This is a genomic window from Hahella sp. HN01, from assembly GCF_018986435.1.
Classification (GTDB): Bacteria; Pseudomonadota; Gammaproteobacteria; order Pseudomonadales; family Oleiphilaceae; genus Hahella.
Window position 1 is genome coordinate 63953 of record NZ_JAHMIN010000018.1, and the last position, 21885, is coordinate 85837.

At 52.2% G+C, this 21885-nt stretch carries 24 protein-coding genes; 13 read left to right on the forward strand and 11 right to left on the reverse strand.

All coding sequences use genetic code 11. From position 1 onward, the window contains the following. Positions 1-57: 57 nt before the first annotated feature. Entirely contained in the window at positions 58-627 is a 570-nt protein-coding gene (locus tag KP814_RS17835) for an HD domain-containing protein (RefSeq protein WP_253938459.1), read from the reverse strand. Between the two features lie 272 nt (positions 628-899). Here KP814_RS17835 and KP814_RS17840 point away from each other — a divergent pair, with 272 nt between their 5' ends. Continuing rightward, entirely contained in the window at positions 900-1328 is a 429-nt protein-coding gene (locus tag KP814_RS17840; RefSeq protein ID WP_127970088.1) for a host attachment protein, read from the forward strand. 92 nt (positions 1329-1420) lie between these two features. Here KP814_RS17840 and KP814_RS17845 read toward each other — a convergent pair whose 3' ends face one another. Continuing rightward, a complete protein-coding gene (locus KP814_RS17845) occupies positions 1421-1873 on the reverse strand; it encodes a hypothetical protein (protein WP_127970087.1) in 453 nt (150 codons plus the stop codon). A gap of 250 nt (positions 1874-2123) precedes the next feature. On the opposite strand from KP814_RS17845, the gene KP814_RS17850 reads away from it, so the two are divergent. After that, positions 2124-2465 (forward strand): DUF6488 family protein, encoded by a 342-nt coding sequence (locus KP814_RS17850; protein ID WP_216738013.1) that lies wholly within the window; start codon positions 2124-2126, stop codon positions 2463-2465. Positions 2466-2594: 129 nt separating this feature from the next. Here KP814_RS17850 and gbpA read toward each other — a convergent pair whose 3' ends face one another. After that, on the reverse strand, positions 2595-4043 hold the full coding sequence (gene gbpA, locus KP814_RS17855; RefSeq protein ID WP_216738014.1) for an N-acetylglucosamine-binding protein GbpA: 1449 nt from the start codon (positions 4041-4043) through the stop codon (positions 2595-2597). A 478-nt stretch (positions 4044-4521) separates the two neighbouring features. Here gbpA and KP814_RS17860 point away from each other — a divergent pair, with 478 nt between their 5' ends. From KP814_RS17860 to KP814_RS17880, 5 genes are all read left to right on the forward strand, one after another. Continuing rightward, entirely contained in the window at positions 4522-5154 is a 633-nt protein-coding gene (locus KP814_RS17860) for a hypothetical protein (protein WP_216738015.1), read from the forward strand. Positions 5155-5364: 210 nt separating this feature from the next. Continuing rightward, positions 5365-6396 carry an NAD(P)-dependent oxidoreductase gene (locus KP814_RS17865; RefSeq protein ID WP_216738016.1) on the forward strand — a complete coding sequence of 344 codons (1032 nt, stop codon included), beginning with the start codon at positions 5365-5367 and terminating at the stop codon, positions 6394-6396. Between the two features lie 36 nt (positions 6397-6432). Further along, on the forward strand, positions 6433-7047 hold the full coding sequence (locus KP814_RS17870) for a peroxiredoxin-like family protein (protein WP_371824067.1): 615 nt from the start codon (positions 6433-6435) through the stop codon (positions 7045-7047). A 78-nt stretch (positions 7048-7125) separates the two neighbouring features. Next, on the forward strand, positions 7126-7599 hold the full coding sequence (locus KP814_RS17875) for a DUF2141 domain-containing protein (protein ID WP_216738018.1): 474 nt from the start codon (positions 7126-7128) through the stop codon (positions 7597-7599). Between the two features lie 447 nt (positions 7600-8046). Continuing rightward, positions 8047-8976 carry a mechanosensitive ion channel family protein gene (locus KP814_RS17880; RefSeq protein ID WP_216738019.1) on the forward strand — a complete coding sequence of 310 codons (930 nt, stop codon included), beginning with the start codon at positions 8047-8049 and terminating at the stop codon, positions 8974-8976. 12 nt (positions 8977-8988) lie between these two features. Here KP814_RS17880 and KP814_RS17885 read toward each other — a convergent pair whose 3' ends face one another. Continuing rightward, positions 8989-9936, reverse strand: coding sequence for an AraC family transcriptional regulator (locus KP814_RS17885; protein WP_253938460.1), 948 nt, complete (start codon positions 9934-9936; stop codon positions 8989-8991). Between the two features lie 246 nt (positions 9937-10182). On the opposite strand from KP814_RS17885, the gene KP814_RS17890 reads away from it, so the two are divergent. The 6 genes from KP814_RS17890 (at position 10183) to KP814_RS17915 (ending at position 15047) form a co-directional block, all read left to right on the forward strand. After that, positions 10183-11175 (forward strand): aldo/keto reductase, encoded by a 993-nt coding sequence (locus tag KP814_RS17890; RefSeq protein WP_216738021.1) that lies wholly within the window; start codon positions 10183-10185, stop codon positions 11173-11175. 202 nt (positions 11176-11377) lie between these two features. Beyond that, entirely contained in the window at positions 11378-11806 is a 429-nt protein-coding gene (locus KP814_RS17895; RefSeq protein ID WP_216738022.1) for a GNAT family N-acetyltransferase, read from the forward strand. A gap of 84 nt (positions 11807-11890) precedes the next feature. Continuing rightward, positions 11891-12655, forward strand: a complete 765-nt coding sequence (locus tag KP814_RS17900) for a hypothetical protein (RefSeq protein ID WP_216738023.1) — start codon at positions 11891-11893, stop codon at positions 12653-12655. A gap of 362 nt (positions 12656-13017) precedes the next feature. Next, positions 13018-13461, forward strand: coding sequence for a hypothetical protein (locus tag KP814_RS17905; protein WP_216738024.1), 444 nt, complete (start codon positions 13018-13020; stop codon positions 13459-13461). 498 nt (positions 13462-13959) lie between these two features. After that, positions 13960-14481 (forward strand): AHH domain-containing protein, encoded by a 522-nt coding sequence (locus KP814_RS17910; RefSeq protein ID WP_216738025.1) that lies wholly within the window; start codon positions 13960-13962, stop codon positions 14479-14481. Then, positions 14478-15047: a hypothetical protein gene (locus KP814_RS17915; RefSeq protein ID WP_216738026.1), complete on the forward strand. Its 570-nt coding sequence runs from the start codon at positions 14478-14480 to the stop codon at positions 15045-15047. Before KP814_RS17910 ends, KP814_RS17915 begins: the two co-directional genes overlap by 4 nt. A gap of 71 nt (positions 15048-15118) precedes the next feature. Here KP814_RS17915 and moaA read toward each other — a convergent pair whose 3' ends face one another. The 7 genes from moaA to KP814_RS17950 all read right to left on the reverse strand — a co-directional run bounded on the left by moaA (position 15119) and on the right by KP814_RS17950 (position 21823). Beyond that, positions 15119-16174 carry a GTP 3',8-cyclase MoaA gene (gene moaA, locus KP814_RS17920; protein WP_216738027.1) on the reverse strand — a complete coding sequence of 352 codons (1056 nt, stop codon included), beginning with the start codon at positions 16172-16174 and terminating at the stop codon, positions 15119-15121. Beyond that, positions 16171-16551 (reverse strand): putative zinc-binding protein, encoded by a 381-nt coding sequence (locus KP814_RS17925; protein WP_216738028.1) that lies wholly within the window; start codon positions 16549-16551, stop codon positions 16171-16173. Before KP814_RS17925 ends, moaA begins: the two co-directional genes overlap by 4 nt. A gap of 158 nt (positions 16552-16709) precedes the next feature. Beyond that, positions 16710-17528 carry a helix-turn-helix transcriptional regulator gene (locus tag KP814_RS17930; RefSeq protein WP_216738029.1) on the reverse strand — a complete coding sequence of 273 codons (819 nt, stop codon included), beginning with the start codon at positions 17526-17528 and terminating at the stop codon, positions 16710-16712. 107 nt (positions 17529-17635) lie between these two features. Beyond that, the gene (locus KP814_RS17935; protein WP_216738030.1) at positions 17636-19102 is read right to left on the reverse strand and encodes a sodium:alanine symporter family protein; all 1467 of its coding nucleotides are present in this window, start codon (positions 19100-19102) and stop codon (positions 17636-17638) included. Between the two features lie 532 nt (positions 19103-19634). Next, positions 19635-20015, reverse strand: a complete 381-nt coding sequence (locus tag KP814_RS17940; RefSeq protein WP_216738031.1) for a hypothetical protein — start codon at positions 20013-20015, stop codon at positions 19635-19637. 445 nt (positions 20016-20460) lie between these two features. Beyond that, positions 20461-20934 carry a hypothetical protein gene (locus KP814_RS17945; protein WP_216738032.1) on the reverse strand — a complete coding sequence of 158 codons (474 nt, stop codon included), beginning with the start codon at positions 20932-20934 and terminating at the stop codon, positions 20461-20463. 217 nt (positions 20935-21151) lie between these two features. Further along, positions 21152-21823: a hypothetical protein gene (locus KP814_RS17950; protein ID WP_216738033.1), complete on the reverse strand. Its 672-nt coding sequence runs from the start codon at positions 21821-21823 to the stop codon at positions 21152-21154. Positions 21824-21885 lie beyond the last annotated feature (62 nt).

Here is a 21885-nt window from a genome sequence, read left to right on the forward strand (position 1 = left end):
ATTGATATCTAAATAAATCGGCGCATCAAAGCGCCTGCGCGGCGATGCGCCGCAGGATCAGGGTTGCTGCGCGCCAGCGGCGATCAAAGCATCCAGCGTCAACTGCAGCGCCTGCTCCGGGTTGCGCACTTTTGCGGTGAGCGAGCGTCCGCCCAGGTCCCAGCGCCGCAAAGAGATTAAGTCCTGCAGACGCGCAGAGTCGCCCAAGCGTCGGCGCGTGCGTTGCGGCGCCAGCAGCAGGTCCAGGTGATGAGCGATCAACCACTCCACCCGGCTGGACAGCACGCCCCGCACCATGGCGGCGCCGACTGCGCAGTGATCTTTCTGGTCCACGCTTTTGCCCAGGTCGTGAAAGAGCGCCGCCGCCCAAAGCTCCGGGTCCCGGGTCTCGGCGTACGCTAGCTCGAACACTTGCAGCGAGTGATAGAGGGCATCTTCTTCAGGGTGATAACGCAATGGTTGACGCACGCCGTCCAGATCCCATAACAGGCCTGACAGGTATTCCTGAGTCGCAGGATTCGCCGCGATCTCGGCGGCTTGTTGCAAGGTGACTTCGGATGAAGTCGTTGAGGAGGTGGAAGAAAAGAAAGAGGTCGAAAAATCGAAATCGTCTTTGGTGTTTCCCAATATTTTTCCGGTTGAACCGGCTGTCCGATACTTGATTTTTAGCGGAGCGAACCGCACTGAGTTGTTATCCGCCATCATTCGGCGTTGAGCGCCGACGCGTCATTATAGCGGAATATTGTGACAGGTGAACCCAGGATGTCTTTCTTACTGCTTATCGCCGTTTCAGGCGATTCTCCAAAGTATGGGTTACACTCAAGCAGTGTGTGGCGGTACTTGCGGCGGAATGCCGCACCAGCGATTGCTTACTAAAACCGTTAACCAGAGGAGTTTTTATGACTACATGGGTACTAGCGGCGGACACCACCCACGCCAGGCTGTTTTCCTGCGACACCCCGAAAGGCGCGTTACAGGAACTGGAAACCCTCACCCACCCGATCAACCGACTGATGGAGCAGGAAATCGTCTCAGACCGCAACGGCGGGATGATGAACGGCTCAGGCAATCACTCCTACGGCGAAGCGGATCGTAAAAAGCATGAAGAAGTGGAGAGATTCGCCAAGCGCGTCAACGAGCGCCTGAATGAAGGGCTCAACAAAAAGCAGTACGACAAGTTGTACATTCTCTCCGAACCCACCTTTCTGGGCGTGTTAAGACGTCAGATGAACGCCAACGTGCGTCATTGCGTGGCGGCGGAGGTCGATAAAAATCTCACCGTGCACCCGGTCAAGGACATCCGGGGACATCTGCCGGACTATTTGTAATATTACAAACGCTTGAAGTATTACAAACGCTTGTAGCGTTACAGCGCCTTAAACGTTACTCGTCATTACGCCCCTGGGCGAGCGCCAGGCGACTAATGGGTCGCCTGGGAGCTGCTGCGGCGCGCCAGCGGCATGTTCAGATGATGCGCCACAAACATGTCATGGGCGCGGGTGTCAGAGAGACAGCTCATGCACTGCATCACACTTGAGTTGGTGGCGGGCTCACTGAAACGCGCCAAATATTCGCAGGCGATGTTCAGCACTTTGTTGGACTCCACTTCATCGCCCATGTGGTGAAACACATTGGACAGATAAATACCGGATAAGGTCAGCAACGTAATCGCTGTCTTGCGCTCTTCGCCTTGTCGCGACAGCAGCAGCCGGGCCAGATCGAAAGAGCTGCCGATATAGGGTAAGGCCCGGTTCCATTGTGAGTTTTGATAATAGCAGCCGGACAAATGCATCCAGTGCATCCAGTTATTCACCAGCTCCTCTTCAGGTTGCAGCGAATACCATTCTTCATGTGTGGGACATAGAAAACGCATGGGTGTGAAAGCCTCCGTCTTTTTGCAAAATCCTAAATGATAATTATTATCATTTGCAACAATAATTGACGCAGTTCTGATTCCTGTCAAATCGTCCATTTTCACGCCCCCTAAAACCGACCATTTGGCCGAAGCGCAGACTATCCCGCCCGACTAGAATATTGTCTTCGCATTGATCTCCCCGACTCCTGGCGCAGGCTTTGCGGTAAATGGAACTCACAACCGGATTCATATAGACACGGCAATCACTATGACCAAAACCAAAGCGCTTCTGCTAAGCCTCCCTCTGGCCTTCTCCGCCCTTCAGGCGCATGCTCACCCCAACCACGACAGGCTGCAGGCAATCCCTGAGGAAACCGCTCAGGATCGCGGAGATTTCGTCATGAAGAAGATGGTCGGAGCCAAACGTCTGGACGCAAGCTGGACCCATGCGGAAAGAGTCGAGACTCTGTATATGGACAAAGGAGAAGAGCATCTGTGGCGGGTGAGTTATAAAAAMTCCAGCGCCGCCGATGCGGTCAAGCAGACGTTTTTTATCTTCCTTGACGACAATGGTAATTACGTCACGTCTAACTACACGGGTCAGCCTTAAACTCCCGCTTTCCATGGGGCGCAGGCGAGCCCCTTCTCTCTGAACAAGCCTTCAGTTCACTGATAAAAAAAGCCCCGGCGCACGCAGCAACCGGGGCTTGAAATCAGGAATCGGAATTTCCTTAGTCGATTACTTCACCAACTCCCAGGCGTCGCTCCAGTAAGCGCCCACGCCAGGCTCATAGTGATTGGCGTTGTCGCTGTATACGGTGCACCAGCCGCTGTACGGGAATGGTTTACAACGATAGATCTTGCCGTCTTTGGCCAGAACGGTGGTTCCCGCCTTGTAGGCGCTCAGGCTTTCCGGGAAGACGTAATCGTAATCACCGCTCGGAGGCGTATCGCCGCCATCTTCCTTCAACAGGAAGCCCTGGGTTTTCTGCACCACTTTACCGTCTTCGCTTTCCCCTTTGACGACCAGGGAATAAGCGCCGGCTTCGGCTTTGTCGATATCGATGCGGAAATTATGCGATGCGTTATCCACCTTGGCTTCACCGAAGCCGGCGGCGGAACCGTCAGGCGCATACACATAGCTGCTTACGTTCATCGCCGCGTTGGTGGACACGGTGAAGTCGATGGTAGCCATACCATTTTCGATCATGTACTCGCCCTGCAATCCGCTCAGCTCAACAGCCGGATCAACGGGGCCATCATCGCCTTTGACGATTTCAATCTCAACGCGATCAACGTCGCTGTCCGCCTTGCCGAATACGTCATTGCGTCCATAGGCCGGAACGATGTCGCCTTTGGCGTTCATCTTACCAGCGCGCAGCGCGTCGGACTCTTTGTTGATGGCGGTGGCCAGCAGGAACGGCCATTTGTCTTTTTTACCGTCATCCGCGGAGTTGATATTCAGCACGGTTTGCAGTCCGGGATTCTCGCCGTTGCGATCGAAAACGCGGGTTTTCACTTGATCGCCAGTCTGCAGATCGATGGACGGGTTGATGTCGCCAATGTCGCGCCATTCCTGCGGCTCTGACGGATCACCGCCGCCACCGCCGAAATCAACGTCGATGACTTGATAGAAACTGTTGACGGTATCCCCCACATCCCATACGCCCAGGATGACCTGATAACCGCTGCGGCTGGGCACGTTACATTCATGGGACAATTCCGTAGGCGGACGCTGGTTGTTTCCGTCATAGCTACAAAACGGCTGCGCTTCAAACGAATTGCGGGTCAGCGGCGCATTGGGATTCCAGCCCTCTTTGGTGATGTAGTAACGCCAGTCACGGGTAGCGTGATTGGCGGTAAAGCTCCACATAAAGGTATTGGAGCCGGCCTGGATCGGCGTTTTCTTCCAGCGGTTGACGGACTGCTCATCCAACTCGGAAAAATGGGACACCCCTGCGCTGGCGATTTTGCCGTCGGCAGGGCCGCCTTCCGGATAACGGTCGGGGCCTTCTACACTCTGCGGCTCCCACTGAATAGCGCCGCAGTTAAGGTTTTCCCCCAGTTTACATTGGTAGGAACGGGACGCCGGCTTGGAGATGTAGCCGTGCGCGAGAACGTTTTGGGCGATGAAAGGCAAAGTTACCAGACACCCAAGAACGAGTTTCTTGGTATGTGCTCGGTTCATATTAGAGCTCCCCTTATTATCAATTGGTATTGTCCTTTCTTCAAGGAAGAGCGGGGATTTTATTACGCGTATATTTTGCGCAATATCGGCTATTTATCTCATATTTGTAAGCCTATAAAACTAAAGGACTAATAAAATCGCATTATGCCATTGGCATGCTTTTGGTATGCATTTAGATCATAAAACGACCGTTACTGGTATTTAATTTTGCCGTTACGCGGCGCCGAGCCCAAGCGTTAGCGCCTCCCGCGCGCCAAGCTTTGTTTGAGCGATTCTGTTTCCCATATACGGGACAATAAACCCCTGTTTTCACATTGCTTTCGACATATCGAGCCGGTAATTTTTTAAACCAATCTGACGTCAAACAGAATGTTGAGCCACTACCGGAAACGACGCCTTCGTCGCCCGGGCATGGACGGCATAAACACCCGGTTAACCAGTGTTTCCTTAACCTGAAATTAAAATACGAGGAGTATTTATGTTCGATAAAGTGAAACGCCAGGCAGGCATGAGTTTCATGCTGTTGGCCGGGTTGAGCGCGGGCGCGGCTAATGTTTACGCAGACTCCGACTCCTATGGTGAGCGCCATCGTCATCGTTACTTTGAAGCGGAGTTTGGCTTCACCACCGACCAGACCTGCGTGCGCAGTTTGCCGCAGGCGCCGGGAACCGTATCCATTGATCCGGATACCCGTCAGTTGCTGGTGGACGCCCAAGTGGTCGACATGAGCGGAACCGGCGTCATGACGTTCAGTAAGGACGGCACCATGACTCTCGAACAAGGCTTCGCTTCCGAGATGAACAAGGGCAATCTCAGCGTCGGCGCCATGCCAATTCAGGACGGTTTCTCGCCCTATTGCGAAGGCACTTACGAGCTGAAAGCGCAGAACCGTATCTCGGTGGCGTTCAACTGCGTCATCGACGTACCCGCCCAGGGGGCGACCATTCATGCAGGACCGGTGTTCGCAGACGGCTTTATCGCCCGCGGTGGCCGCAGCATGTCGCTTAACCTCAAGCAAAACGTGCAGACGCTGACCGTCGACTTGCCGGGAACCTCCATCGAGTTCCAGCGTATGTGCCTGCAACGCTTCGCTTTGGAAAAAATTAAGTAGCAGTGGATTAACGAATAGAAATGAGCCGGTAATTCATTTCCTGCTCAAAAAACGACATAGTCCAAGTCCCGACAGAGGCGTATGATCGAACTGTAGTTCGGGAAATGAGCGGTCAGGACAACAACGCAGCCCCGCCGGATAGTCACTCTCCTCGACGACAAGAGGCGCGTGGCGATTCGGCGGGGCGTCATAGCAAACAAGGAGACTGTCATGGACACAGGACCAAAAATGCGGGTGCTGGTTACCGGCGCGACTGGCTTTTTGGGAAGCAACGTTATCAAGGCGCTGATGGCTCGCCCGGATGTTGAGCCCATCGCGGCCTGTCGCACCCCGTCGAAACTGATTCCCCAATTCAAAGGCGAGATACGCAGCGGCGACCTGCTGGATGCGTCCTACCGCAAAGCCATGGTGCAGGACGTCGATGTGGTCTGCCACACCGGCACCTGGGGAGCCTTCTGGGGACACGCCGCTCTGGAGCGCACCCACTTTTTCGAACCTGCAGTGGACATCGTTGACCAATGCATCAACGCCGGCGTGAAGCGCTTTCTGCTCGCCAGCACTGTCGCCATCGCAGGCATTCGCAAGGACGGCAAACCCCAGGACGATTTTTCCGAACCCCGCTACACCGGCTACTGGCCGCATGTCGACAAACTGATCGACGTGGATAATTACATGCGCGAAAACAGCCAGCGCGGCACGCAGATGGTCAATATGCGTCTGGGCCACTTTGTCGGCAAGGGCAACCACCTTGGCATGGTGCCTGCGCTGGTGCCGCGTCTGCGCACCTACATGGTGCCCTGGCTGTCCGGCGGACGCAGCCGTATGGCGCTGGTGGCGGATACGGATCTCGGCGAATCCTTCGCCCTGGCTTCCGTAGCGCAGGGGTTGGACAACTATGAGTCTTTCAATATCTGCGGTAAGGACTTCCCCACCACCCGGGAAGTGTTTGAATTTATCTGCAAAGAAACCAACTCGCCCAAGCCGATTTATAGCGTGCCGTATTTTGCAGGCTACGCCTTTGGCTGGTTGATGGAGACGCTGCTGCCCATTCTGCCAGGCTCTTCCCCGTTCCTCACCCGATCGCTGGTGCACGTGGCGGAAGACTGGCTGTGCCCCTCCGACTACGCCCATAAAAAAATCGGCTATACGCCACAAAAAGACTGGCGCGTCGCAGTGAGCGAAGCGCTCGCGGAACTCAAGGAACAAGGCTACCCCTGGCCGCATCTGTCCCAGGCCGCCTGATTCCACAGCATGTCGGACAATAAGGAACACACCGCCGTGAAACCAGGATTAAAAAACAAAATCCAGGCGGGCGATCTCGTCGCCCCCAAAACCTTAACCACCATCAAAGGCCAGCCCACGCAATGGCCAGACCCGGAACGACTGGTTCATTTACAGTTCCGCCGCTTCGCCGGCTGCCCTTTTTGCAACATGCATATGCGCGCCATGACGTTAAGGCATGCGGAGCTGGTCGCCGCAGGGATTCGGGAAATCGTCATCTTTCACTCCAGCGAAGCCTCCATGCAGCCCTTCCAGGGGGACGCGCCATTTGACGTCATCTCCGATCCTGAGAAGAAGCTTTACCAGGAGTTTGGCGTGGAGAAATCCATACGCGCCCTGATGGACCCACGCGCCATCGCCGCCGCGATCAAAGGCGGCGCGCGCAAGATGAAAACCGCCAACCCGGATAAAGGTGAAAGTCCGCTGGGATTGCCGGCGGATTTCCTGATCGCGCCGGATGGCTCCGTGGTCGCAAGCAAATACGGCGTCCATGCATACGATCAGTGGTCCGTAGACGATGTCTTGGAGATGGCCCGCCGCTTCTATGCCGGCGCATCAGCGCAGTCGGAGCCGGCAGCGTCCCCTGCGCCCAAGAATGCAACCGCTCATTGATGCTGCGATGACGCTAACGCTGCTGCGAACACACTAGAAGATCGCTATTGATCTGCAGGAAATAAGGAGGGACAAATCATGCGCATCCCAACATGGAAGCAAGCCAGACTCTTTGCGCAACTCGTCGTAGCAGGCTGTCTGGCGACGCTAAGCATCACAACAGCCCAGGCGGCGGATACGCCCACCGGTTCGATCGAAGTGCAGCTGCAACATTTGCAGAACAACGAGGGCGGCTTGATGGTGCATTTATATAACAACGCCGACGGCTTTCCCGACACGCCCGCCAAGGCGTCCATCAAGCTGTATGTGAAACCCACAGACGCCGGCGCTCACGCCACATTCGCCAATGTGCCTTATGGCGTCTATGCAGTGGCGGTGTGTCACGACGCCAACAGCAATGACGACTGCGACGCTAACTTTCTGGGCATCCCCAAAGAAGGCGTCGGCGTTTCCAACAACGCGAAAGGCTTTATGGGCCCGCCCAGTTTCGACAAGAGCAAGTTCACCTTGCAAGAGCCATCCAAGTTGGTGTCCATAGATCTGGACTACTAACCCAGAGAGGTTTTTACGTCGCCCTTTCTTTTAACCCAGCCCGGCTGTTCAGCGCCGGGCTCACTCCTCGCCTCCTAGCTCAGCGCCGCCTTTTTCAGCGCCAATCAGTGTGTTAACGCGCATTAAACTTTCCTAATAATCCGCTTATTCCGCCGTCTTTTTCCAGTTCCGCCACGGGCCTAGTCTGATTGGCGTCTGGCGAAATTACGTTAACGGGCCAAACTATAAGTATCGTAGCGGTTTCTGAAGCGGCGCCCGGCGACCTCCAGCGTTGTCTAGTCGCAAAGAAGACCCAGGCGATTAACGCCGTTGGCGCTTATGCCCCTGTATTTAAAATGAATTATTGATGAATACCCTAATATTAATTCGCGAGAAAATGTTGCAGGCTGTGAGCTTTCACCCAGATCAACATCAGCGTTAAAAATAGAGAGGATAAAGAGCCGCAAAATGCTGGAAAGTTTCAAAAGTCTGATCGATATTGCGTCCACACGAGGAGTCCCCGCCACGGTAACGCTGCTGATTGCGTTAGCGTTGTTGCGATGGGTGATTCACCGTCAGATCAAGCGCAATAACTCGCTGTCCGAAGACTTCAAGCTGCGCTGGTCCAACATCCTCAAAAACTCTACTTATCTGATTCTGATCATCGGCCTGATCCTGATCTGGGCCCCGCAGATTCAGACCTTCGCCCTGTCCCTGACCGCCTTCGCCGTGGCCATTGTCATCGCCACCAAGGAGCTGATTCTGTGCGTCAGCGGCACGCTGCTGCGAGCGGGCAACCGTCAGTTCGCCGTGGGGGATATTATCGAAGCCGGCGATTATCTGGGCTACGTGGTGGATCAGAACCTGATCACCACCACGCTGAAAGAGCTGAACCGGGACTTTTACTCCAGCACAGGGAAGACCGTAGTCATCCCGAACAGTCTGTATTTGAGTTCGGCCATCAAGAACCACTCGGTGCTGCGTCCCTATGTGATCCATAGTTTCTGCATCACCACAGAGCCGGATTTCCAGCGCTCCTATGAATACTCATTGCGAATGAAGGAAGCGCTGGACAAATACTGGAGCGAGTTTCAAAAAGAAAACAAGGATTTCATTCCTTTGATTCGCAGTCGACGCCTGATATTGCAGGACGTGATTCCGAAATTCCGCTTCACCACGACGGACGTGGCCAAGCACAAATTCGTAGTGACACTACCGTGCCGCGCCGACGCCCGGCTGCAGCAGGAGCAGATGATCAATATGGTTCTGTTTGCGCCGCCGGCAGAGAGCAATGAGGAGACGAGTACGGAATCGTCTCAGACAGAAGCGCTGCCGGCTCCAGATCAGAATACGCCAGAATCGCTGCCTGACGCGGCGCTGGTGCGCACCACTATCTAGGCGGCTTCCGCGCTAGACTTCCATCACCGCCCCCAGATTTCTATCCCGGGGCGGCGCGCCAAACAGACGCTTAAACTCCCTGCTGAACTGCGACGGGCTCACATAGCCCACCTTCATCGCCGCCGTACTGGCGTTAATGCCGCCTCTCGCCAACAGATTACGAGCCTGATGCAGGCGAATGCTCTTCAGATATTGCAGCGGCGAACAGTCCGTCACCGCCTTGAAGTTATGGTGCAAGGTGGAGGGACTCATATTGGCCGCACGCGCCATCGTATCGATGTCCAAAGGCTGGTCGTATTGCTGATGGATCATGTTCAGCACTTTGGCGATCTGGGCCACGCGGCTGTTGTGGTTGGCCGCCGCGCGCAGCGTTTCACCGCGATCGCCGCATAATACCCGGTAATAGATCTCACGCAGAATCTGCGGCCCCAGGATCTTGGCTTCCGCCGGGTCCGAGAGCACTTTCACCAGACGGATACAGGCCTCAATCAAAGTATCGTTGAGGGGCGTCGAGTAAATACTTTTGGGGATGTCGCCGGAGGTTCGGGAGGGCGGCTCCCCCATATCGATCAACAGATCATTCAGCGCCAGAGCGTCCACCAGGATACGCAGTCCCAGCAATGGCGACTCCGGCGAGGCGTCATAGATTTCGCACTCAAACGGCAGCGGCACGGACAGCACCAGATAGTTATAGGCGTCATAAGTGTACGTCTGCTCGCCCACATAACCGCGCTTGCCGCCCTGCCCCACGATGACGATAGCCGGCTCGTACACTACAGGCTGCCGTGGCGACGGCTTAACGACTCTGAAGCTGGAGACTTCCGGCAGCGGGGTCTGATTCACGCCGACCTGCGTGGCGTGCTGATCCAGCAGATCGACGAACAGGCTCTTGTTATGGGCGTCCAGACACGCTTCGATGCTGGGTTTCGACTCACGGTTGAAAATGATTTTATCGTTCATCGCCATCTCTCCCATGTCATCCTCCGGGATGCGCCATCGTTGAATTCGGTATGAAAATTCTATCAGGCCCGGAGGGCCTGCGCTCCTGTTGATCACAACATACGACAGAATCAGGCAAGGACGCCGTAGAATCGTGCATTCAGTTTACTCCTCCCATCTCCTAGCATGAATATACGCCGTCAGCTAAACGGGCCCTTTAGCGACGACGCCCCATCCATGAGTGAACAACCGCACAGGGAGACAGATATGAACGATTCATCACGATTAGGCAAGGTCCAGTTAGGCTCCAGCAACCTGTTTGTTTCCCGCCTGGGATTAGGATGTATGGGACTGAACGCCTTCTACCGGCCGTTTGACGGCTCTGGCGCGCACGATGAAAAGGAATCCGAACACTTTCTGCGCCAGGCGCTGGAAATGGGCATGAACTTCTTCGACACCTCAGACTTCTATGCCGCGGGCCGCAACGAATCACTCGTGGGCCGCGCATTGAAGCCCATGCGCGAACAGGCCGTCATCGCCACCAAGTTCGGCATCACCTGGGATGAAGCCACGCAAGCCCGCGGCATTAACGGACGCCCAGAGTATGTGCGCCAATGCTGTGAAAACAGCCTGCGCAGATTGGGCGTAGATGTTATCGATCTCTACTACTACCATCGCATCGACCCGGAAACGCCTCTGGAAGACACCCTTGGCGCTATGGCGGAACTCGTCAAAGAAGGCAAAGTGCGTCATCTGGGCATCAGTGAAGCGACCGGAGAGCAAATCCGCCGCGCTCACGCCGTGCACCCGATCGCCGCCGTACAAAACGAGTATTCGTTGTGGAGCCGCGAACCGGAAGCGGACGCCCTGCCCGCCTGTCGGGAACTAGGCGTGGCCCTCGTACCCTACAGTCCTCTCGGACGAGGCTTCCTGACCGGAAAAATCGCAACAGGCAACGCGTTGAGCGAAGAAGACTGGCGTCGCAACAACCCCCGTTTCAGCGACGAAGCCATAGAGGCCAACAAGAAGTTTGTGGATGTACTGGCCGCCATCGCCCAGCGTCATAACGCCACCGCCGCGCAAATCGCACTGGCCTGGCTGCTGCGCCAGGGCGAAGACATCATCCCCATCCCCGGCAGCAGCCGCCTGAGCCGCTTACAGGAAAACCTCGCCGCCGCATCCCTGCAACTGGATGCGGAAGACGTAGACCTGATCAACGCAAAACTGCCCATGGGCTCGACGGCGGGCTCCAGGTACTAACCTTAGCTCCATGCCCGATAGTTTCGTCAAAGTAAACTGTCGGGCCTGCTACTCAACCCTACCGTCTATTCATAAGCAGTCTGCGAGGATTAAATTAAACACAACCAACTCTCTTCTTCCGGAATAGCGCCTCTACTGATACATTTCACTGGCCCATTTTTTAACGATCAATGTCAGTCAAAATACGGCTCAAGGAGCGCACATGCAGGGCTACAGAATCAGTACGAATTTGGATGAGATGGATTTGGATGTCATCCACAGCTTTATCTCCACCAGTTATTGGGCCAGCGGCATTCCCAAAGAGCTATTGGGCAAAGCCATCGCCAATTCTCTCTGCTTCGGCGTTTTTGATCCGGAAGACAAACAGGTTGGCTTCGCCCGTCTGATCACCGACAAAGCCACTTTTGCTTATCTTGCGGACGTTTTCATACTGGACGCCCACCGCGGCAAAGGCTTGAGCAAACTCCTGATGACCCAGGTCATGGACCACCCCGATCTGCAGGGATTGAGGCGCATGATGCTGGCGACGCGAGACGCCCATGGTCTCTACTCCCAGTTTGGTTTCACCCAAGTGCCGAATCCGGACATCCTGATGCAGGTTTGGAAGCCTGAAATTTATCAGGGACTGTAAGCAGTAGCCTTGGCCCCAATTCCAATTGAGACTTTCCACGCTCACACCTTTGGTGTGGGTGCGCAGCATATAAAGGCGACCGTCATGAATCTGGAATACATCGATAGCCCTGGCGAAGACTTCCTGTGCGAACGCTACCGCGTCACTGACATCAACAGCTTCAAAGAACTACTCACTGCGTATCGTGAATTGTCAGCCAGCCACCCTGACCACCGCTTCCTGCTGACTTTGGATGACCTCGGACAAGCCTGCTACACCTCCATGCATTCAAAGCTGTCTCATAATCTGGACAATATGGATGGCTTTGATTTATCCAAACTCCCGCCGGAATGTTTCGAGGAGGGTGAGCACAAAGGCTATCTGAGCCACAAAGACGAGTTCCCGATTCGCCGACGCAACATGGAAGCCAAGCTCAAAGAACACACCCTTGCCGACGTCATCGCCAAAGGCGTCAGCCTGAATGAAGACGCCCCCGAAGACATCGAAGACGTTAATGCAGACCCGTTATCCATCCTCGACGCAGAAACTTACTTGCTGAAAGTCCCAGTCACCGCCAGCCACGAAACGCTCTCCGCCTTTCCCAACGGCTACTTCACCAGCGACCTGAATCCATTCGAAAACGCCATACTCGCCAAACACCTGGACAACCACTTCGGATACCAACTGATCGGACTCGGCGCCTCCTACCTTGCATTCCTGAAAACCAAACCGCTCGACGACAACGCCATACAAAAACTGATCGACACATTGGATGAGATCTATCGCGACGAGTTTGATGAAGACATGAAGGAAATGCTTCGCGGTTTTATTGTTGATAATCCGGTTTTGGTTTTGAAATATACGGAATAATCACTTCAAACCTCGTCGTATATACGAGCTTATATCGAAACCATATCTATCCACGAACACGGTGGATTCGCACGTTAGCTGACAAACTCACTCTTTTGCAGTTTATATTTCGATTACGTAGCATGTATATCTGAATAGGCCTAAAAGACCAACTTGAGCTACAAAGGAACGATCAAGTCCTTTCCCCCTATTCTGATTACTGCAGTCTGTATTCAGGCATGTGGTTCTACCTGAAAGCACACATCAATAAACTGTTTGTTTTATTAGAAAGGATATCTAATATGAGAATAGTTCTACTCGCACTAACTGCAATACTCATCCCCTCACTGACTTACGCCGATTGTGGCGCAAGCTGCTCGGCTATGAGCGGAATCTGTATCAGAGTGAAAACGGAAGACACCACAAACGCAGGTACAAACGACAGTCTTCAAGTGTGGGTTCCTGACGCACACAAGTGGTTTCGACTTGATAACCCAGGCTGCGACGACTTTACCGAAGGCTCCGCAGACTGGTTCAGAATCAAGGACTATACGTACGACAGCTCCCAGCAACTGAGCCTGCAACTAAGGGACTTCGACGACGATAGCCAGCCTGGTTCAGATGGCCTTAGCATTACGACTATTACCGTATATAGCGATGGCGAGCGCATTGATCACTGTACAAGCTTTTCTAAACAGTGCCCCTATTCCAGTGATTATAAGAACGCATTCTGGTTAGACTCAGATGGACAAGGGAATTGCACCAGAGTCACAATCGACCCCATTTCTGAGACGGAGAATGAAGGAAAGTGCAACGTTATAAAATAACAAATCGCTTCTTCATAGTAAGTTAGTAGGTAGCTAACAACACTCAAAAGCCGCCTTAGTGGTGGCTCTTGAGGCGTTGATAACTTATAAACTCAATATTAAAATACTGGATAACTTATCCGTATCTTTAACGTGCAAAAACGCAACATCCCATTTATCAACATCAAATCCCCACCCCACATTTGCAAGCTGGCTTTTCGACCTTTCAACCGATTAAAAACTCCAATAACAACCGTTAAGATTCCAGTTGTTTCGACTACTGCCACGGAACAGAAATACAAATGGAACACGACCACGAAAGTAGAGCTGCATTACGTTATTTTGAACAGTCCCCTGTCGCAAGAGTGATATCTGACTTTTCGCAAAAGGCGAGAGCGTATTATCAGAAAGCTTCAGGGGGCAGTTGAGTCTGAAACACCTGGACAAAAAATAGCCCGCGAAGCTCGACTGCGAAAAGATTTGCGCCACCTTGACAGAGAGCGGCATCGCGCAAGATGCATGATCCAGGTATATTCCCAGCTCGAAAAGTATCGCCAAGAGCTCCAGATACTTGATGACGACAGCAAAGCCACATCAAAAGCCAAACTGGCTGCTATGCCTGCAGAGAAACATCATCCAACTGAGACCCTGACGTACAATTTGAGGCTCAATGGGCGACCACAGCCAAGTTCGCGATTCACTGCACATCACATTGTTCCAGGCAAAGGGAAAACCGAGCTGATATCTTTAGTAAGAGTTGACATGCATTACCTCGGCATTCGCATTAATGATCCCGATAATGGCGTATGGCTACCAATGACCAAAGCGGATAAAGGTCACTGGGCGATGCCTCATGCACCAGCCCACAGGGAAATTCACACACTAAAATATGAAGGATGGATTTATAGATCAGCAACACGGGCCCCAGCGGAGAAAGCATTTCGCGCAATGCTTCGAAAAGTGACCTTACTATTAACCAATGGCGACTATCCGCCCGAAATTAAAGATCCGCCGGACAATAGCTGGAAAGGGAGCTTATGACCATTTACCGAATCGTTAACAATGACCGTTGTTTTAATCAGTTTTGCTTTGACAGGGATAACTTTCTGGATAAGGTGGAGAATGTTCCTGAAACTCGAAAATATATGATGTTCGGCTTCCATAACCTTTCTCTCAAAAAGTTATGGGGGGATTATTGTGGAAGCTTTACCCCCTACGAGGGTGAAGAAATAAACTCCATCCCTGATCTTCAGGTTTGGACTGGCGCAACGCTGATTATGTCTCCACTTGCGTACAACGCTCTATCCAGTTTATTGCTACCTTATAGCGAGTGTCTTCCAGTCACATGTGGCGGACAAGTTTTTCATTTGTTTAATTGCCTAACTTCCATTGATGCCGATGAGGAAAAAAGTGAGAGGGTGGAAGATAACGGATTTGTTGCGTCGGTGAGCAAGCTAGAGTTTAAACCTACTGATAGGCTGGTGTTTAAAACACGTTACGACAACCATTCGTCCCTATATTGCCAGGATCAAGTTAAGCAAGTGATTGAGCGCGAAGGACTACAAGGCATTCAATTGCAAAGCAATCTCACAATAGAAGTATTCTGAAGCAAGCAAATTTATCAAGTTATCGCCCAATCCATCCCAGCCTCTAAAAAGCTGGCAATTAGCCAATGCTCTCACCCACCCAACATCGCCAGATGAGACATCGCGCCGGTAAAGCCTTCATGCAGAGAGTGGCCCGGCAGTTTGCCTTCTACGGCGCGGCGAATAGCGGCGACGGTTCCTACTACGTCGCCGTTGCGGAGGTGATCGCGGAGGTTGACGCCGGCTTCCGCGAACAGACAGAGGTGGAGTTTGCCTTGAGAGGAGACGCGCAGCCGATTGCAGGTGGCGCAGAAGTCTTTACTGTAGGGCATGATCAAGCCGATGCGGCCGCGATAGTCCGGGTGTTGATATTCCTGAGCGGGACCGGCGTCAATGTCTTTGGGGACCAATGACCAGCCCTGTTGCTCCAGTCGCTCCGCGATTTCCGCGCCAGATATGTGGTTAGCGCGAAAGAATACAGCGTTGTCGCCCGTTTGCATTAGTTCAATGAAACGCACCGCCACAGGTTTGTCCTTCACCCACTCAAGAAACGGCGTCAATTGGTCGCCATTGTAGTCCCGCAGCAGCACAGAGTTGAGCTTAACCTGTATTGTCCCCAATTCCAGCGCACGATCCACGCCGTTGAGCACCGCATGCAAACGATCATGGCCGGTGATGGCGTGAAACCTTTGCGGGTCCAAACTGTCCACGCTGACGTTCAATGCGCTCAATCCGGCGTCCGCCCATGTATCGACTTGCTTACGCAGGTTATAGCCATTGGTGGTCAGGGCGACTTTGCGAATCCCATCCGTTTTTGCACAGGCGTGAATGATCTGCGGCAAGTCGCGGCGAATGGCTGGCTCGCCGCCCGTAATGCGCACCTTGCGGGTTCCCAAGGCGGCGAAGGCGGTAGTGAGAGTCTGAATCTCGCCAAGAGACAACGGCAACGTTTCCGTCTTGCATTGGTATCCATCCGGCAAACAGTAATTACAGCGGAAGTTACAGATATCGGTGATGGACAGACGCAAATAGCGCAATCGCCGCCCAAACCTGTCCTGCAATACAGAGTCGTCCTGCTTGGAGACTTGCAGCTGGTCCTTCACAGGCGTGACGTGAAGACGGTCTCTGAAAGAGGCGGAGGCGTTCATTGTGCGTCCAGCCCGGCTTGCGCGATGGCAACCTGAATCTGTTCGACGACGACCTCCAAATCACCCTCAGAGCAATCCTCGCCATAGCGTTTCCGATAACCCTGCTCATCCAGACGCACATAGACCTTTGGCGTCACATTCACGTTGTTCAGACATTGCTTGACGCAGCCGAGCAGACAGCCGTCTACAGCGATGATCGGACGTCCGCTGCAGGCGACTTTGACCAGAGATTTCACGCCGCCGCCAACGCCGGAGATACAGGACATTTCCGCCAAGCCCCGACGGTCCATCGCCACAGCGGCATTGTTGGCCAACTGCGCAACGTTGGAGCAGCCGGAGCAGGCGTAAATAAGGGGGAGATCGGTGCGGCGGTTCAAAACGGCTTACCTCGGTCAGTGATCAGACAGCCTCATTGTAGGAGGCTTGCCGCCCGCGATCCCTTGACCCTCGTCAAATGCTCTCGCCGCACCGCAAGGGCATTGGTGGTACCTATTTATTGGTAGCGCTCTAGCAGCACTCGCCGCGACAACATCGACTATAGCGGCGTCGCCAACAAACTGGCGCCGCGATACCCGGTGGCGTCAGCAATTTTCTCTTTGATATGTCGCGCCACAGCGTCTGTCGCCGGATTAAATAAACCGCATTTCTGCAAGGCCTCCCGTTTGCCAATGGAGCGTCCCAGGTATTCCAACACGACCTTCACGCACACCGGCTCGCGCCTGTCGCTGGCGGAGACTCCCAGCTTCAGGCCAGACAAGTAACTCACCCTGCTCTTATAGGTTGGGTATAGAATCGTCTGTGCAATCTCATTGTGGGTCAGGGTTTCGTATCCCACCAGAAAGATGCGCTCGGAGAGAAACATGGCCGTCCCTTCATAGCGGGACTTGTATTTCTCCTCCTTGTTGGGCGGACGCATGCGCTCCAGGCGACGGAAGTAATAATCGCTCCCGCTCATATCAATCTGCAGCAGGCTGCGAATAATCTGATCCGGAAAGGTCATGGAAAAGTGGTATTCGTAGTAGTAGCCCAGATACTTATCCAGCCGCCCTTCCGACTGCTTCTGTAAACGCTCCAGTTTCTCCGCATAAGGCTTTTCCGACGGACTCACGCGCCTTTCATTGGTAACGCGGGATTGAGCCAATTGCATGAAGCGATCATGCGGCAGAGCCAGCTCATGGGGCTCCACGCCAAAGAAGTCGCAGATTTTACGTAAAACGAAGCGCGAGGGCTGGCTGGTTCCGTTCAGATATTTATTGAATTGGGCGCGGTGGATCTCCATGCGCCGACAGACTTCGGCGGTGGATTTATAGTGGCTGCACAGCAACTTCAAGTTGCTGCAGAAGTCCTCGGTCATGTTATTCCTAGCGGTTCCCGTTCGTCGCCCACCCGCGTCATGATTCTCAACATGACGCCGGCGAAACAATCAAAACGGTTCTTAATATATTGATATAACCGCTAATTTTAGCTGGGAATAACCGGAGCGCCTACTCTTGGCGACACAGAAAGCTCTTCGCTCTGCTCTTCGCTCTCGTCTCGCGTGGAGGGCGTCCAGGCGGAATGATCAATATCCAGGTCAGCGAACTTGTCTGGATCGAATACCGGACTCTTCACCCCGGATTGAATCTGCTCGTCATAGTCACGCAGCAGGCGCAACCCGACTTTCAGCAGCATAAACAGCGCCACCAGATTCACCAGCGCCAACAGGCCCATAGTGATGTCGGCGAACGCAAACACCGCCGCCAGGTTCTGCAAGGCGCCCCACATCACCAATCCGAGCGTGAACATACGGTATATAGCGACAGCTTTCTCATTAGAGGAATTCAGATATCTGAGGCTGTTTTCCCCCAGATAGTAGTTGTAAATGATGGAGGTGAAAGCGAACAACATCAGCGCCAGACTGATCAGTCCACGTCCCAGCTCTCCCATCTGCTTGGCCAGCGCCAACTGGGTCAACTCAACGCCGTTCAAAACGCCGCCCAGATCCAGAGAGTTGGACATCAGAATGATCATCGCGGTGCAGGTGCACAGCACCATGGTATCCATGAACACGCTGAACGCCTGCACAATACCCTGGTCCGCCGGGTGCCCTACTTTAGCCGCCGCAGATACGTTAGGCGCGCTGCCCAAACCCGCCTCGTTAGAGAACATACCCTGCTTCACTCCCATCATGATGGCGGTGCCAATCAAGCCGGAAAACGCAGGCTCCAACGCAAAGGCGCTCTTGAAGATCAGCAGGAAGGTCGCTGGCGCCGCATGATAGTTTATGCCGATGACGTATAGGCCAATGCCGAAATACGCCAGCACCATAATAGGCACAATCACTTCCGCCACCTCGGCGATACGACGCACGCCGCCAAAAATAATCAGCCCGATAAACACCACCAGCACAGAGCCGGTAATCGGCGTGGCGATGCCGAAAGTATGTTTAAGCGTGGACGCGACGGTATGCGCCTGCAAAGCATTAAAGGCAAAACCGAACGTCACCAGCAACAGTACGGAAAAAAGAACGGCGAGCCATTTAAGACCCAGACCACGATGAATGTAATAGGCGGGACCGCCGCGGAAGCTGCCATCAGAATCTTTGCGCTTGAACAGCTGCGCCAGAGAGCATTCAAAAAAGCTCAGTCCCATGCCAATCAAACCAATCAACCACATCCAGAACACAGCGCCCGGGCCACCCAAGGCGATAGCGATGGCGACGCCAGCGATGTTGCCCGCCCCCACTCGACCGGCGAGCGTCAGGGATAACGCCTGAAATGAGTTAATCTGATCGGGAGATTCTTTCATCGAACGGCGGACGAGACGAAACATCCGACCGAAATAGCGGAACTGTACGAAGCGCGAGGTAATGGTGAGCAATAATCCCAGCGCGATGAGGACGGCGACAAGCACCTTACCCCATATCAATTGAGTCAGGAAATCCAACATCTCAACCCTCTTTTATTTTTATATTGGAGTCTCGAAAGATTGAATGAATAGTCCAGTTAAACACCTGAGTTTTATAATTTCTGCATTAGATTTATACACAGAGCCAACCTGCGCGCCGAGTCCGGGTTCCCCATGAAAATGACACCGAATTCAAGTCGCTGATCGAGTGACGAAAACAGGCTTTAGGCAGGGTAGGAATTTTGCTGTATATACGTGTTTATTGCAATTTCGCTGACAGGCGCAAAATGAAGCTAGTTGATGCTAAACAGGCATCAACTCGATAAAACCCTCCATTTTGTGGCGAAAACTACGACCAATGTCGCCGTTTAATCGCTAAAAACTTGGAAAACGCCCTATCTATTGAGCTTTGGAAGACAGACTGAAGTGTGAAACTTTGAAAAATGTGCGTTTGTGAGGTTGTGGCAGGCTTCCATCGACCACTATTTGACATCTAACGCCTAACGCACTGAGCAGATTTCGAACTCTCACATTTTACGAGATGTAAAAAGGTGCTAGCTCGCATACTCTTTTGCTACGTATGAATTTCAAACGTAAATTCCCCGCCTTGTATAGTCACTAAGCCAAAATCACCTGACAACTTAAAGCCTGAGCTGGTTAGGCAAAACGTCTCTATCTCGCCGTAATCAATGGAGCCGTCTGGATCGATAGTAGGTATTACGGACTCAATATTTCTTAATCCGCTTATATTTTTTACATTCGTAAATATTAATGTGGCTTTGCGATAACACGCGTATTCGCCCTCCACAGGCTTAGAGTAGTATTCTGATTCAGGCCAAATGCTCGCGTCCAGATCAAAGACTAAGCTATCGCCATCTTGATCCCAGTTCAAAACAAACGAATCATTAAGATCAATACCTTTAAAAATTTCTATCTGCGACCAGTCCACACTCATTTAGACACAATACCTCAAACCATTATTAATACAATAATTTGCACAACAGGCCATGATGCAACTCACCCAAATCGCACATTATATTTATAGTTATCAATTTTCCTTCTATACTACCAGATTCTTCGAAGTCTATATCCATCGTCTGACTCATCTTCATATATTCCTGTGCATAAGCGCGCCCCTCATGACTATAGACGCTGATGAGACCTAAACGCCAGCGTTACGATTTCACACTCCAAAAAGTTGAATGTTTTGCCAAGGCAGCGCGCTTTGCCTTAGTACATTGCGCTTTAGTATTCAATTACGACATCCCCTTCACCAAGACGGACACAATTAAACTGCTTATTCAATAGTAACTTCTGCCAATATTGGGGGTCATCCGTTTCACCGTCTTTGCCTTGACCAGCCTTAGATGACATGAACTCCTGCGCCAGGGGGATCGCAACTATTTTGTCGCCTCATCAGAGGTCGGGGGAGTCGACATATTTCCTGCATTATTTACCTCTTGGAAGTACACTGTTAACTTTTTGCTAAAACCAGACCACATAATTAATACAAGTAGAAGCACATATCTCAGCAACTCAGCTATAGCAGCTCCAACCAATTGATCGTCTTCAATAACAGGGCCTGGCAAGTGCAAACCAGCACTGCGCAGCGCGTTAATAACTGGATACTTTAGCAGCACGAACCATAGATAAAGAGACACAGGAATTTTACTATTGAAACCACGCTGTTGAATCCCTCTAAATATAAAAATGGAGAGGCCAACAACAACCACATTGATAAGTAACGTTAAAAAGACTTTCTCTACTGGGTAATCTCCGATATTTAAAATGCAAACAGCCGCCTCCGATCCATTCCCAAAAACAAATAGGACGCAAATCATTTGCACAAACAATCCAACAATAGGCTTTTTCATTCGAGACTCCTATAAATTACAACTCTCAATCCAGCTCAAAAAACGATGCACATAGCACTCCAGATCACACGCTATCTATTGGACCATTTTACATCTCCATAAACCGTCTCAATGCCAGAATTGAATAATTGAAACACTATAAATTAACTCACACGAAACACCTGTTAGCTGCAAACCATAACAGGATATAGTTTACCCAGAAGGGAGCTTTGAAAATTTATCCTTTAGCACAAAACTCGGGACAACCACTGCGAAAGTTGACCACGCAACCATCGAATGAGCTGTCTCCACTAACACAAACGCCATAATCTAATAGATGTCCATTACCATCTATTGGCGCATAATACTTACACTCCGAACAAGCCCCGCCACGCGGTTGCCTCTCTGGAACGCCCCATCTTGCGGCAGCAGCTTCTGCAATTAAAAAAGCCTCTTTTTCTCCCTCTGTTAGATATGGTACTGCATTCTCATCACTTAGCTTGCCATCGACAGACGAAATCCACTCTCCAGTTAGAAGCCTGATTGACCACCCAGGATCACCGGTAACCATTATCATGGACCTTAGACAGCTTTTATCAGAGAAGACAACTTCCAGCTCAGGTACATTACCACTGATTTCTATGCTCTCTATACGGCAGTGCATTAAAGATTGAATACTGCGAGCGACTTCAACATTGGAGTTAGAACTCCCAAACAGCACTCTACCCTCTCGCTCAACCCGCCAGTCCCATTCAATCGCAATACAAGCCTCGCCTTTTTCCTTTAGTCCCCGTCTTGTTTTAACTGAAGACAACGTCCCAATCTCAAGAAAAATTGTCGACCCATACCCTTTCCGAGGCAAGGAAACTTCCAAACCTATTAACTTCTGTATTTCTGCCTCAAAGTCCATGATTTCCTACAACCCAAGAATATCTTATGGTCTGCTCACAAAGCGGATTGTTAATAGCTAAC

Excerpts from the sequence above, each read along its gene's own strand:
- KP814_RS17840 (WP_127970088.1), top strand. The coding sequence starts at position 900 with ATGACTACATGGGTACTAGCGGCGGACACCACCCACGCCAGGCTGTTT.
- KP814_RS17950 (WP_216738033.1), bottom strand. The coding sequence starts at position 21,823 with ATGGACTTTGAGGCAGAAATACAGAAGTTAATAGGTTTGGAAGTTTCC.
- KP814_RS17900 (WP_216738023.1), top strand. The coding sequence starts at position 11,891 with ATGAATCTGGAATACATCGATAGCCCTGGCGAAGACTTCCTGTGCGAA.
- moaA (WP_216738027.1), bottom strand. The coding sequence starts at position 16,174 with ATGAACGCCTCCGCCTCTTTCAGAGACCGTCTTCACGTCACGCCTGTG.
- KP814_RS17935 (WP_216738030.1), bottom strand. The coding sequence starts at position 19,102 with ATGTTGGATTTCCTGACTCAATTGATATGGGGTAAGGTGCTTGTCGCC.
- KP814_RS17885 (WP_253938460.1), bottom strand. The coding sequence starts at position 9,936 with ATGAACGATAAAATCATTTTCAACCGTGAGTCGAAACCCAGCATCGAA.
- gbpA (WP_216738014.1), bottom strand. The coding sequence starts at position 4,043 with ATGAACCGAGCACATACCAAGAAACTCGTTCTTGGGTGTCTGGTAACT.
- KP814_RS17865 (WP_216738016.1), top strand. The coding sequence starts at position 5,365 with ATGGACACAGGACCAAAAATGCGGGTGCTGGTTACCGGCGCGACTGGC.
- KP814_RS17930 (WP_216738029.1), bottom strand. The coding sequence starts at position 17,528 with ATGACCGAGGACTTCTGCAGCAACTTGAAGTTGCTGTGCAGCCACTAT.
- KP814_RS17875 (WP_216738018.1), top strand. The coding sequence starts at position 7,126 with ATGCGCATCCCAACATGGAAGCAAGCCAGACTCTTTGCGCAACTCGTC.
- KP814_RS17940 (WP_216738031.1), bottom strand. The coding sequence starts at position 20,015 with ATGAGTGTGGACTGGTCGCAGATAGAAATTTTTAAAGGTATTGATCTT.
- KP814_RS17880 (WP_216738019.1), top strand. The coding sequence starts at position 8,047 with ATGCTGGAAAGTTTCAAAAGTCTGATCGATATTGCGTCCACACGAGGA.
- KP814_RS17845 (WP_127970087.1), bottom strand. The coding sequence starts at position 1,873 with ATGCGTTTTCTATGTCCCACACATGAAGAATGGTATTCGCTGCAACCT.
- KP814_RS17910 (WP_216738025.1), top strand. The coding sequence starts at position 13,960 with ATGATCCAGGTATATTCCCAGCTCGAAAAGTATCGCCAAGAGCTCCAG.
- KP814_RS17890 (WP_216738021.1), top strand. The coding sequence starts at position 10,183 with ATGAACGATTCATCACGATTAGGCAAGGTCCAGTTAGGCTCCAGCAAC.
- KP814_RS17945 (WP_216738032.1), bottom strand. The coding sequence starts at position 20,934 with ATGAAAAAGCCTATTGTTGGATTGTTTGTGCAAATGATTTGCGTCCTA.
- KP814_RS17860 (WP_216738015.1), top strand. The coding sequence starts at position 4,522 with ATGTTCGATAAAGTGAAACGCCAGGCAGGCATGAGTTTCATGCTGTTG.
- KP814_RS17905 (WP_216738024.1), top strand. The coding sequence starts at position 13,018 with ATGAGCGGAATCTGTATCAGAGTGAAAACGGAAGACACCACAAACGCA.
- KP814_RS17915 (WP_216738026.1), top strand. The coding sequence starts at position 14,478 with ATGACCATTTACCGAATCGTTAACAATGACCGTTGTTTTAATCAGTTT.
- KP814_RS17895 (WP_216738022.1), top strand. The coding sequence starts at position 11,378 with ATGCAGGGCTACAGAATCAGTACGAATTTGGATGAGATGGATTTGGAT.